12 protein-coding genes are annotated in these 13,090 nt (G+C 25.3%); 9 read left to right on the top strand and 3 right to left on the bottom strand.

Annotated elements, in window-relative coordinates; all coding sequences use genetic code 11:
- The first annotated feature begins 82 nt into the window (after positions 1-82).
- Together ACYUET_RS13720 and ACYUET_RS13715 are read left to right on the top strand one after the other, a co-directional pair.
- On the top strand, positions 83-733 hold the full coding sequence (locus ACYUET_RS13720; RefSeq protein WP_460280494.1) for a Dph6-related ATP pyrophosphatase: 651 nt from the start codon (positions 83-85) through the stop codon (positions 731-733).
- Positions 734-946: 213 nt separating this feature from the next.
- Positions 947-2,446 carry a cobyric acid synthase gene (locus ACYUET_RS13715; RefSeq protein WP_460280493.1) on the top strand — a complete coding sequence of 500 codons (1,500 nt, stop codon included), beginning with the start codon at positions 947-949 and terminating at the stop codon, positions 2,444-2,446.
- A 44-nt stretch (positions 2,447-2,490) separates the two neighbouring features.
- Here the strand turns inward: ACYUET_RS13715 and ytaF are convergent, their stop codons facing one another.
- Complete coding sequence (gene ytaF, locus ACYUET_RS13710; RefSeq protein WP_460280492.1) at positions 2,491-3,114, bottom strand: sporulation membrane protein YtaF; 624 nt, start codon at positions 3,112-3,114, stop codon at positions 2,491-2,493.
- Between the two features lie 214 nt (positions 3,115-3,328).
- Between ytaF and yidA (ACYUET_RS13705) the strand changes: the two genes are divergently transcribed.
- Both yidA (ACYUET_RS13705) and yidA (ACYUET_RS13700) read left to right on the top strand, forming a co-directional pair.
- Positions 3,329-4,138: a sugar-phosphatase gene (gene yidA / locus ACYUET_RS13705; protein ID WP_460280490.1), complete on the top strand. Its 810-nt coding sequence runs from the start codon at positions 3,329-3,331 to the stop codon at positions 4,136-4,138.
- 113 nt (positions 4,139-4,251) lie between these two features.
- Positions 4,252-5,055 carry a sugar-phosphatase gene (gene yidA / locus ACYUET_RS13700; protein ID WP_460280489.1) on the top strand — a complete coding sequence of 268 codons (804 nt, stop codon included), beginning with the start codon at positions 4,252-4,254 and terminating at the stop codon, positions 5,053-5,055.
- A 212-nt stretch (positions 5,056-5,267) separates the two neighbouring features.
- Here yidA (ACYUET_RS13700) and ACYUET_RS13695 read toward each other — a convergent pair whose 3' ends face one another.
- Positions 5,268-6,329, bottom strand: a complete 1,062-nt coding sequence (locus ACYUET_RS13695; RefSeq protein WP_460280488.1) for a lactonase family protein — start codon at positions 6,327-6,329, stop codon at positions 5,268-5,270.
- Between the two features lie 353 nt (positions 6,330-6,682).
- On the opposite strand from ACYUET_RS13695, the gene metA reads away from it, so the two are divergent.
- Positions 6,683-7,600 (top strand): homoserine O-acetyltransferase MetA, encoded by a 918-nt coding sequence (gene metA, locus ACYUET_RS13690; RefSeq protein WP_460280486.1) that lies wholly within the window; start codon positions 6,683-6,685, stop codon positions 7,598-7,600.
- Between the two features lie 326 nt (positions 7,601-7,926).
- On the opposite strand, the gene ACYUET_RS13685 is transcribed toward metA, so the two are convergent.
- Positions 7,927-8,568: an undecaprenyl diphosphate synthase family protein gene (locus tag ACYUET_RS13685; RefSeq protein ID WP_460280484.1), complete on the bottom strand. Its 642-nt coding sequence runs from the start codon at positions 8,566-8,568 to the stop codon at positions 7,927-7,929.
- Between the two features lie 338 nt (positions 8,569-8,906).
- On the opposite strand from ACYUET_RS13685, the gene ACYUET_RS13680 reads away from it, so the two are divergent.
- The 4 genes from ACYUET_RS13680 (at position 8,907) to hemC (ending at position 13,086) form a co-directional block, all read left to right on the top strand.
- Complete coding sequence (locus ACYUET_RS13680) at positions 8,907-9,764, top strand: 4Fe-4S binding protein (RefSeq protein ID WP_460280482.1); 858 nt, start codon at positions 8,907-8,909, stop codon at positions 9,762-9,764.
- A 559-nt stretch (positions 9,765-10,323) separates the two neighbouring features.
- Positions 10,324-11,532 (top strand): glutamyl-tRNA reductase, encoded by a 1,209-nt coding sequence (hemA, locus tag ACYUET_RS13675; RefSeq protein ID WP_460280481.1) that lies wholly within the window; start codon positions 10,324-10,326, stop codon positions 11,530-11,532.
- Positions 11,490-12,167, top strand: coding sequence for an NAD(P)-dependent oxidoreductase (locus tag ACYUET_RS13670; protein ID WP_460280479.1), 678 nt, complete (start codon positions 11,490-11,492; stop codon positions 12,165-12,167). Before hemA ends, ACYUET_RS13670 begins: the two co-directional genes overlap by 43 nt.
- 37 nt (positions 12,168-12,204) lie before the next feature.
- Complete coding sequence (gene hemC, locus ACYUET_RS13665; protein WP_460280477.1) at positions 12,205-13,086, top strand: hydroxymethylbilane synthase; 882 nt, start codon at positions 12,205-12,207, stop codon at positions 13,084-13,086.
- The last annotated feature ends 4 nt before the right edge of the window (positions 13,087-13,090 follow it).

Genomic DNA, 13,090 nt, shown 5'->3' with positions numbered 1-13,090 from the left:
AATATGTAAATAGAAGTAAATATAATTTTTAGTCGAATTTAAAAATCAACTTATTAGTAATATTAATTTAGAGGGTGTGTATATGAAAAATTTAAAATTTGTAATTTCGTATAGTGGTGGTAAAGATAGTATGTTATCTTTATATAGAATGCTTAAAAAAGGATATAAACCAGCTGCACTCTTAGTTACGTTTGATAAAAATAATAATTCTTGGTTTCATGGTATACCTAAAGAATTATTTCAAAAAACTGCTGAAGCTTTAGATATACCTTTGTTAGAAGTCAATTGCCCTAATGGAGATGATTATTCAATAGAATTTTCTAGGGCTTTAAAAAATGCTAAAAAGTTAGGAATTGATTTATGTGTTTTTGGTGATATAGATATAGAAGCTCATAAATCTTGGTGTTTAGAGCGTTGTAATGAAGCTGGAATGATGGGTGAATTTCCATTATGGAAAGAGGATAGAGAAAAGTTAACAAATGAATTCTTAGAAATAGGATTTAGTACTGTAATAAAAAAAGTAAATTTAAATTTATTAAATAAAGAGTTTTTAGGTCTTACATTAACAAAAGAAATTGTTAATAACATAAAAGAAATGGGATGTGATCCAAGTGGTGAAAATGGAGAATATCATACATTTGTTTTTGATGGACCTATATTTAAGGAAAAAGTTAATTTTAGAATTATAAAAAAAGAAACTTCAGGTGACTACGGATATTTAATAATTAAATAAAGAAGTACTTAATTATTAAATACTAGGCATAATAAAAAAATAACAAGTCCATCTGACAAACCTATTTTCCATTATACTGTGTTAGTAGATTTACCTAATAGGTTTGCTATGAGATTATTCTACGTTCTTGTCTAATGAAAAATAATCATGGAATTTTGGACTCGTTATTTTTGTTTATATGTCTTATGTTAAAATACGGTTTTGGAGGGTAGTATGAAGAAGAAAAATATAATGTTTTTAGGTACAGCATCTTCGGTTGGTAAGAGTACTTTGGCAACTGCTTTATGTAGATTTTTAAAAAATCAAGGATTAAAGGTAGCTCCTTTTAAAGCTTTAAATATTTCTTTAAATTCATATGTGACAAAAGATGGACTGGAAATGGGGAGAGCTCAAGTAGTACAAGCTGAAGCATGTAAAATAGAACCTAGTGCTTTAATGAACCCTATATTGTTAAAACCAAGCGGAGAGTACACTCAAGTTATAGTTGAGGGAAAAGTTTATGCTAATATTGAACCTTATAAGTATAAGGAATTAAATAAAGAATTAAGAGCCAGAGCCAAATCTGCATATGATAAATTAAGCAGTGATTATGATTTAATTGTGTTAGAAGGTGCAGGTAGTTGTGCAGAAATAAACTTAAAGGAAACTGAGATAACAAATATGAATATGGCAGAGAGTGTAGATGCTCCTGTAATTTTAGTAGCAGATATTGATAGAGGTGGAGTTTTTGCATCTATTGTTGGAACATTACAATTATTATCAGAAAAAGAAAGAAAAAGGGTTAAAGGTGTTATAATAAATAAATTTAGGGGAAATAAAGACTTTTTTAAACCTGCAATAAAACAATTAGAAGATATAATTAAAATACCTGTATTAGGTGTTATGCCTTATGAACTTTTAGATATTGATGATGAGGATAGTGTTACTGATAGAATTAAAAATGAGGTAAAAAAAGAAAAGCTTGATATAGCTATAATTAGGCTTTCACATATGTCAAATTTCACTGATTTCACTGTTTTAGATAGAATAGAAGATGTAAATATTAGATATGTTGAAAGTGTAAAAGATTTAAAAAAACCTAATTTAGTAATTATTCCAGGTACTAAAAACACTATTGAAGATTTGAAAATTTTAAAAGAAAATGGTTTGTTTGAGGAAATAATTAATTTACATCAAAATGGGACATTGATAGTAGGAATATGTGGAGGATACCAAATGCTTGGAAAACTACTGCTAGATAAAGCAGGAGTAGAAGGTAAGGTTCTACAGGAAGAAGGTTTTGGATTACTAGATATAAGAACAAGATTTAATGAAAGAAAAATTACTAAACAAGTAGAAGCAGAAGTTGTATGTAATCTTGAAAATATTAATAATCTAGAAAACAAAAATGTTAGTGGATATGAGATACACAATGGTATAAGCAAAGTTGGGAAAAATGCAAAACCATTTATAAAAGATTTAGAAGGAAATACTATTGGTGTATGCAATAAAGTTGGTAATGTAGTAGGAACTTATTTGCATGGAATATTTGATTCTGAGGAATTTACTAATTCATTTATAAATGTATTGAAAAAAAATAATAATATCAAAGTTTCAGAAGATAATAATCTTAAACAAATAGCTGAATATAAGGATGAGCAATATGAAAAGCTATCAAGTATATTTGAAGAAAATATAGATATTAATAAGATAAAAGAAATTTTAGATATTTAAATATAAAATTATAAGGCTATGTTTTAAAACGTAGCCTTATAATTTTATAAAAATTTAATAATAGCTAATATTATAAGCAATACGCCAGAGAGCCAAGAAAGTTCAATGTTTATATTATCAGCTACTTTTTTGCCAACAAAAACTCCGATAGATACAGCTAAAAATCCTATAATAAAACATAAAATAATAACTTGTAGATAGTTAATACTAGTTAAGCTGGAACCAAATCCTACAGCTAAACTATCTAGTGATAAAGCTAATGCTAAATAAAATGCTTCTTTAGGATTTAATATTTTAGAATTATCAAAATCAGCCTTTGTTTCATCAGCGTAAACATCTAATACAAATTTAAAATCGAATAATTTAAAAGTTAAAGGTGTGTCTATTTTTGAACGTTTAGAGATATATGATTTGAATATACATTCAAATAATCTATATATACCTAGACACATTAAAAGAATAAACCCTATTATCATAGGTAAATTACCAGGCAGAAATTTTTTTACTATAGATCCAATGAATAAAGAAATCCCAAGTGTACATGTAGATACTAAATTTATTATTAAAGCAGATACTGGTGGGATTTTAATTTTGGATGTACCATAAGCAATGCTTGCAACAAAGGAATCTATACATAAAGATGAAACTAACAATATTGATTCAAGCATAACAATACCTCAACAAATTATATATATATTTTTATATTATGAAAAAAATATATATTAGTTACAAAATGTGAGTTAAATGTATTAGATATTACAATGCATATAACTAGGATATAACACCCCATTATTTGCCTAATATAAAATGTTACTGTAAAATGAAGATGATTTACTTATTTTATTAAGTTATATAATATAATCTTTTGGGGGAGGGGTAATTATGTACAAGTTAATAGCTATTGATATGGATGGAACATTGCTGACTACAGATAAAAAAATTTCTGAAAGAAATAAAGAAGCAATAAAAAGAGCAGAAGAAAAAGGGGTTAAGGTGGTTTTAACTTCTGGAAGACCAATTGAAGGATTAATAAGATATTTAAGAGAACTTGATTTGTTGAAAGAAACAGACTATGTAATTAGCTTTAATGGTTCAATGGCTCAAAATGTAAAGACTAAAGAAATAATCTTTAAATCTACTTTAAAAGGATATGATTTAAAATATTTAACTAATATAGCTAATAATTTAGGAATAAATATTTTAGCATTTTCGCCAACACGAGGACTAATAACGCCTAAAATTAATCAGTATACAGATCATGAGGCTGAAATGGATGAAATTGATTATAATGTAGTAGATTTTAATACTATAGATGATGATGAAGATATTATTAAATTAATGATGATAGATCCAGAACCAATATTAGAAGAAGCACTAAGAAAAATGCCTAAAGAAATTTATGAAAAATATAGTGTGTGCAGAAGTACGCCTTTTTATTTAGAAATTATGCATAAAAATGTTAGTAAAGGTAATGGAGTTAAAGAACTTTCTGAAATGTTAGGAATAAACAGAGATGAAATAATTACCTTGGGGGATGCAGCAAATGACTTATCAATGATTAAATATGCAGGTTTAGGTATAGCTATGGGAAATGCATTTGATGAAGTAAAGGAAATAGCTGATTTTATAACGAAGAGTAATGATGAAGATGGAGTAGCATATGCAATAGAAAAATTTATTTTGGATAAATAGGAAATTTATGCATTAAGTATGATAAAAGCTTTTATTATGATACAATGTGGTATGGTACTGATTTAGTATTTTAATTATATACTAAATTAATTTTAAACAATTGGAGGAAGAGTATGTATAAACTAATAGCATTAGATATGGATGGAACATTATTAACAAGTGATAAAAAAATTTCTGAAAGAAATAAAAAAGCAATAAAAAAAGCAGAAGAAAAAGGTGTTAAAGTTGTCTTAGCTTCAGGAAGACCTTCTGAAGGCTTAAGACATTATTTAGAAGAACTTAATTTATTAAAAGAAGAAGATTATGTTCTTAGCTTTAATGGTGCTGTATCTCAAAATGCAAAAACTGGAGAGATAATGTCTAGCACTGTATTAAAGGGATCAGACTTAAAATACCTAAATAATATAGCTAAAGAGACAGGTGTAAATATACATGCTTTTTCTGAAGAAAGAGGATTAATAACTCCTAAAATTAGCCAATATACAGAAGTTGAAGCAGATATAAATAAAATTAATATAACTATAGCAGATTTTGATTCAATTGATGATGATGAAAACATAGTAAAGGTAATGATGATAGATCCGGAAGAAGTTTTAGAAGAAACTATAAAAAAATTACCTAAGGAAGTTTATGAAAAATATACAGTATTAAGAAGTACTCCATACTTCTTAGAATTTATGAATAAAGAAGTTGATAAAGGCGAAGGACTAAAAAAATTGGCAGAAAGTCTTGGAATAAAAAGAGAAGAAGTAATTGCTATGGGTGATGCAGGAAATGATTTATCTATGGTTAAGTATGCAGGTTTAGGTGTTGCTATGGATAATGCTTTCCCAGAAGTTAAAGAAGTAGCAGAATTTATAACAAAAAGTAATGATGAAGATGGAGTAGCATATGCTATAGAAAAATTTGTATTATAAAGAATATTCTTTCATGTCATTAATAAAAAATTCGACTAAATTTATTTTAGTCGAATTTTTTTATTATATTTTAAGCTATGTTTTGAGTGAGAACCTAAAAGTGAAAATCCAAATTTTATATTTGGTTATTTGAACTTTCACAGAGTGCATTTTATATTTTGTTCTTCGAACTTACTCCACGAATGTACATAAGTAGAGTTTTCTAGTTCATTTTAATCAATAAATTTTATACAGGTAGGTGCAGGAATGTGTTCTGAACCTAAAAACTTTAATGAGCCTGTTGATTGATTAATAGAAAAAATACTTATATTGTTAGAATCTTTATTGCCACATATTATATATTTACCAGCAGGATCTATTTGAAAATCACAAGGAGAAGTACCGTTGCAAGAAAATGTATTTATGTAGTCTAATTTCCCGTCATTTTCATTTATATAAAATAAACTAATAGAATTAGCTTCTATATCAGAAGTATATAAAAACTTATTATTTTTATGAACATGTATAGCAGCACCAGATTTTTTACCAGTATAGCTTGGTGCTAAAGAACTTACTGTTTGAATATTTTCAAACGGAGTTTTATTTTTTTTGTTATATTTAAAAATAAAAATTTCAGAAGTTATTTCACTTAACACATAATAGAATGGTTTAGATTTTGAATAAGTTATATGTTTAGGTCCTGTTCCTTTAGGAAAAGAGTAACTAAAATCATCTCTTTGAAGCAATTTGTTATTATCAAATGTATATAACATTAATTTGTCAATTCCTGAATCAACTGATAATATAAACTCTTCATCATGTGTAAAAATAGAACAGTTTATATGCGGTTTTGTTTGTTTTATTGGATCAATACTTGAACCTTTATGTTCAGCACTTGCATAAGAAGTTAAAATTATACCATCTAAAGTATTATAAACATTCATTTTATTTTCATAATAATTTGAAGAAATTAAAAGCTGTTTATCCTTACGTATGCTTAAATGGCAGGGAGCTTCTCCTTCTACAACATTATAATTAATAAGATCAATAGAATCTTTTTCACCAAAAAATTTAAATGAAGCTACTCCAGATTTATTATTTAATTTACAAGCAGAATATAGTATGTTTCTTTCTTTATCGATAGCTAAATAATTTGGACTATCAATTTCATAAGCTAAATTAATCTTTTCTATTTTTCCTATTTTTGAGTTGAAGCTAAACTTATAAATCCCCATAGTATTGTTTTTAGTATAAGTTCCTATAAAACCAATAATAAGATCTTGATGCAATATCAAAATTAATTCCCCCTTTTTGTTTGTATAATTATAAGTATATCATAAATAAATACTTAAATAATTGTGTATAAAATAGATAAATTAGATAAGTTTTTAATTTTTAATAAACAAAGTGAATTTTATATTAAAATTATAACTTTATAAAATATTTCATAATAAAGTAAAAAAAAATGATAGAAAACTTTAATGAATAATCAATAATACTAGTAAATTTAAATAATAAAATTATATTTTAATAATTATTATTGTAAAATTTTGATAAAATATAATTTTTTGATATAATAAACTATAAATAATACATGATAATCAAAATATGTAAAATTTGAGCAATAAGTAATAAAGGGGGAATAGGGATGCCAATAAAAATTCCTATAGAATTACCAGCATTTAAAGTATTATCAGAGGAAAATATTTTTGTAATGAATGATAAAAGAGCAAAAACACAAGATATTAGACCTTTAAAGATAGCAATACTTAATTTAATGCCTAAAAAAATATTAGCAGAAAATCAATTACTAAGACATTTATCAAACACTCCATTACAAGTTGAGATAAAACTTATCCAAACAAAGACTTATGTTTCTCATAATACACCAATAGAGCATTTGGACAAGTTTTATAGTTATTTTGATGAAATAAAAGAAGAAAAGTTTGATGGGTTAATAATTACTGGGGCGCCTGTAGAAAAAATGGAATTTGAAGATATTGCATATTGGAAAGAACTAACTGAAATAATGGAATGGAGTAATACAAATGTATTTTCTACACTTCATATATGTTGGGGATCACAAGCTGCATTATACTATCATTATAAAATACCTAAATATGAATTAGACAAAAAAATATTCGGTGTATTTTCTCATTGGGTAAATTATGAAAATGCTGATTTGACAAGAGGTCTTGATGATGAGTTTTATGCACCACATTCTAGACATACAGAAATTAAAAAAGAAGATATTGAAAAATTTGATGATCTTGAAATTTTATCTGAATCAAAAGAAGCAGGAGTATTTATTGTAGCTACTAAAGATAGAAGAAAAATTTTTTTTATGGGTCATCTTGAATATGATAGAAATACATTAAAAGAAGAATTTATAAGAGATAAAGAAAAGGGCATGGAGATAGATATTCCTAAAAATTATTTTGCAGATGATGATATAAATAGTATTCCTAAATTTACTTGGAGGGGAAGTGCTAATATAATTTTTGGAAACTGGTTAAATTATTGTGTTTATCAAAACACTCCATATAACCTTAATGATATTTCTTAACAATATTTATCTAATTAAGTGATACTTAAGGCACATTCAAGAAATAATAGATAAGTAAGCTCAGCTATTTTGTATCGTACTGCATTAGCCAATTTAGTCAATATCTCGCTATTAACTGAACTTGCTTCCTTATCTGACACATAATATACAATGCCTCTTTAGTACATTATTTTATCTGTCTAATATTTAAGAATAATTGTATATATTTATTTTTTATCTAACATATAAAAAATTAAATATAATTAAAGTAGAAGTATCTATTATATTATATATCATAGATACTTCTACTTTTGTAATAAGATTTAATAATAATCTAACTTATTATTTTAACCACCAAGAGTGATGTCTTGATGATCATACCAAGCTAAAGCATCATAGAAATCTTGTTCCTTAAAATCAGGCCAATATTCATCTAAAATATAAAAATCAGAATACACAGATTGAGCAGGTAAGAATCCACTTAATCGTCTTCTTCCACCCCATCTAATAATTAAATCTATTCTAGATATATCTTGAGATTGTATATAAGGTACAATATGTTTTTTTGATGAATCTTGTGTTTTTAAAATGTTGAGATCCCATTCCCAACCATAGTTTATTAAAAAATTCACTTTTATACCACCATCACCAAATTTTGTTCTTTTGGTAAAAGGTAATAGTTCTTTAGGAAATAAATTAGAATCTATATTTCCAAGCACCAATATTTCACAGTTTTCTTTTGTAAGTAACATAACTGCTTCAATGCATGCTTTTGTAAATGCCAGTTTTTGTTCACTAGGACGTTTAGTGTTATCTACTGTAAATCCATAAAAAGTTACTTCTTCAATTCCTTCTTTTTGGCATAATTTAAAAACATTAAATCCAGGTGATATTCCAAAAGAATATCCTTTATCTTTAGTTAGTTGATTAGCTAATGCCCATCTTCTATTTCCATCAGGGATTATTCCTATATGTTTTGGTATTCTCATTTTAAAATCTCCTAATATATGTTTTTTAGAGTTCAGTTTTTATAAAATAGTTATTATATATTTTAATTTAAGTGAGGGGATATTTATTAAATTTTACTTTAGTTTAATAAAAAATTTATATATAAATACATTATATCCAATAAATATAAAAATACACATATAACTGTATACTTATTATAAATATATATTAAAAAGTATTGGATTATAATTAATAGTTTTATTAAAATAAGAAGCATAAGTTTTAATTTATAAGGCTAATAATATTTGAACTATTATTTTATATGTGTAAAAACTAATGTGAAATTATTAAATATATTTATTGTTAGGGAGGACAAACTATGGCAGTTAATGCAAAAAGGCAAAAAGAATTAAAAACTCTAGGATTTTTACTACAAAATGACAAGGAACATTTTGCAGTGAGATTTTTGGGGAGAGCAGGAAATTTTACAGTAGGAGAATTGAATAATATAAATTGTATTGCTCAAAAATATGGGAAAGGATATTGTGGAATGACAACAAGACTTCAAATAGAAGTTCCTTGGATTAAAGATAATGATGTTGAATTAGTTATAGAAGAAGCAAAAAAATTAGGATTAAGACATGGCGGAACAGGCCAAAAAGTTAGACCTTTAGTTTCATGTAAAGGAACTGTATGTCTTCATGGAAATATTAATACTCAAGAAATATGTAGACAATTAGAAGATAAATATTTTGGAACCAATACACCACATAAATGTAAAATAGCAGTTGTAGGATGTGCTAATAATTGTGCAAAGGCAAATATAAATGACATAGGTATTATTGGAAGAACAGTTCCTGAATTTATTTTAGATAATTGTGTAGGATGTGGAATGTGTGTTAAATCTTGTAGACAAAAAGCACTAGAAATGGTAGATAAGAAAGTAGTTTATAATAAAGATTTGTGTGTAGATTGTGGTGGATGTGTAAGAACATGTAAAACTAAAGCCATATTACCTAAAGAAAAAGGTGGCGAAATATTTATAGGTGGAAGATTTGGAAGAGGAATAAGAATTGGTGATTCTTTAGGAAAAATATTTAAAGAAGAAGAATTAATACCAATGGTTGATAAGATAATGAAATATTATAGAGAAATCGGAAATCAAGGAGAAAGAATATCAGGAGTTCTAGACAGAGTTGGAAAAGATGAATTTATAAATAATGTTTTAAATAAATAAAAAAGTGTAGTGATAATTTTAATGAAGATTAATATTTTAAATTAGAGCATTAAAAATTAAACTAATATAAGTTCCAATAAAATTTGTTTATAAATATAAATTTTATTGGAACTTATAAATTATATAATTTAAAATATAGAGTATTAATAAAGATATTTCTTGTATAAAAATCAAATAAAAAGTTGTAAATATATTAAGTTAATTAGAAGATTTATTAGATTAATTACTTTAAGTACTAGAATAAATTTATAATTTAATTTATAATATTTTTTTAATGGATAATAATTATTATATAAAAATACATTATTTATAGAAAAAAATTAAACAATATGCATAGAAGAAATTCTAATTATATAAGTTTTTTAATTGATTTTAATAAATAAAATATAAAAAAATTACATAGCACTTAATACATTTAATTATATTGTTTTGTATTTTAGTATAATATTAATATATAATTATCAGAGAAAAGTTAGTTTATCTAATTTTTTTCAACAAACTTTTGTCTAAAGTTAGAACAATTTGATAAATAATTAAATATATAAGGTGGAAGCAATAAATGATAGGTTTAATAGGAATAAAGAAGAATACTCCAATAGGTATAAGAGAAAAATTAACAATACAATCTAATAAATGTAAAGAATACATAAAAGAATCTTTAAAATATCTAGATGAAGTGGTAATATTAGCAACATGCAATAGAACAGAAATTTATTTTAATGCTTCTTTTGAAAAAGAAGAACTATTAAAAAAGGTTTTTGAAATATTTAATTGGAATTATGATTATAGGGAATATGTATTTATTTCTGAAGATAGAAAAGCGTGTAAGCATTTATTTGAAGTGACTTGTGGTTTTCATTCAAAAATTTTAGGTGAAGATCAAATTTTAGGTCAAGTAAAGAATGCATATTTAATTTCTTTACATGAAAAGGCTGTTAAGTTAGAATTACAAAGGTTGTTTCAATATGCAGTAACATGTGGTAAAAAGTTTAAAAGTGAATCAAGACTTTATGAAATTCCAGTTTCATCATCATCAATTGCAGTAAATGAAGCAATTAATAGAGGCTGTAAAAAGTTTATGGTAATAGGTTATGGGGATGTAGGAAGATTAACTATGAAATATTTATTAGCACATAAAATAGAGTGCTTATATTTAGTCGTTAGAAATATGAAAATAAAAGAAGAATTTAATAATGATAATATAGTTAACGTAATTAATTTTGATGAGAAAAATAATTATATAAATGAGGTTGATTGTGTAATTTCATGTACATCAGCTCCACATGTAATTGTAAAAAAAGATGATATTACTCCAAAAGGAAATGAAATTTTAATTTATGATTTGGCAGTTCCAAGAGATGTTGAAGATGATGTGAAAGATATAGAAAGAACTGAAGTATATAATATTGATAGTATTAGTTTAATTAATGATGGAAATAAAAAAATGCGTTTTGATAAAATGGATTCTAATAAATTTATTTTAGATAAATATTTAAATGAATATTATGATTGGAGAAAACTTAGATGTATAGCTTCATCAATTAAGAACGTTAAAGATAATAGTGAATTGGTATATGAAAAAAGAATCTCAACTTTTAAAAATAAATCTAAAAGTGAAAAAGATATTAATTTAGCAAACCAATTAATTAAGAGTACTTCAGATTATTATATAAATAGGGCAATTGAAGTAATGAAACAAGAAACTTTAAAAGGAAGTGGCGAAGAATGTTTGAGAATAATAGAGAAGATATTTATGACAGGCAAGTAAATTATTCTTTTATATCGTTGCTTTCTAGTAAGATTAGAATTGGAGTAATAGGAGCAGGGAAAGCCGGTCTTATAAAGATTAGACATTTTATAAATAGAGGATGTTATGTTGAAGTTATATCAAAAGAATTTAATGAAGAAATTATAAATCTTACTAAGGATCCAAAAAATAAATTAAAGCTTATAAAAGAAGAATTTAATTATGAGTTTATAAAAGATAAACATATTATTTTAATTGCTATTGATAATATAAATACAATCCAAGAGATAAAAAATTATTGTGAAGAAAATTTTAAAATATATATAAATTCATCTGATTTTAAAGAAGGGATGGGTGTTGTACCTATCCAGAAAAATTTAAAAAATATATCATTTGGGTTAAATACCAAAGGTGGTAATCCTAAAGGGGCAGTGTTGCTCTCTAATAAAGTTAATGAGGTGTTAAAAGAATATGATGAATTTATAGGTTTTACTAGTGAAATTAGAAATAAAGCTAAGTTTTTAAAAAATTATAAAAAAGAAGTAATAAATTTTATTGGAACAGAAGACTTTAAATATTTTTATGATAAAGGAAAAAATGATTTAATATTAAAAATGTATTTTCCTAAAGAAATAGTTAAATATTTACTTGAATAATTAAAAATAACTTTCGTTATGGAGGACTAATAAAAATATGAACAATTTAATAATAGCAACAAGAAAGAGTAAATTAGCACAGGTACAGACAGAAATAATAATGAAAAGATTAAGAGATAATTTTGAAATAGATAGTGAAAAATTATTGGTAGTAACAGAAGGAGACAGAAGGTTAGATGTTTCTTTAGATAAAATAGGAGGAAAAGGACTTTTTGTTAAAGAAATAGAGATTGCACTTCTAGAAGAAAGAGCACATTGTGCAGTGCATAGTATGAAAGATGTACCATTTGCTTTAAATGATGAATTTGAAATAGTATCTATACCAGAAAGGGAAGATGTAAGAGATGCACTTATATCAAAAGATAATATAAGTTTTAAAGAATTACCTAAGGGAGCTAAAATAGGAACTAGTAGTATAAGAAGAGCTGCACAACTTAAAATTCTTAGAAATGATTTAGAGATAGTTCCTATAAGGGGAAATGTTCAAACTAGATTAGAAAAGATGGAAGCACAAAATTTAGATGGTATTATTTTAGCAGCAGCAGGATTAAAAAGATTGAATCAGGAAAATTTAATAACTGAATATTTTGATCCAACAGAGTTTTTACCTGCTATAGCACAAGGGGCACTTGGTATTGAAACATTAAAAAGTAGTGATGCAAAAAAATATTTTAAAGCATTAGATGATCAAATATCAAGAGTGACAGTAGAAGCTGAGAGAAGTTTTATGAAGGAACTAAATGGAGGATGTCATAGCCTTATAGGAGCATATTCAGAAATAAGAGGAAATGATCTTTATATGATTGGAACTTATCAAGTTGGAAGTAAAGTAATTAAAAAAGATATTTTAGGTGAAAAAGATAATAATATAGATTTAGGAAAAAGATTAGCTAAGAAAATATTAAAAGGAGAATTATAAAAGT

It is taken from the genome of Clostridium sp. CTA-5 (assembly GCF_054768135.1).
The sequence above is the reverse complement of the archived record's forward strand: the minus strand, read 5'-3'. Positions and strand labels throughout refer to the sequence as shown.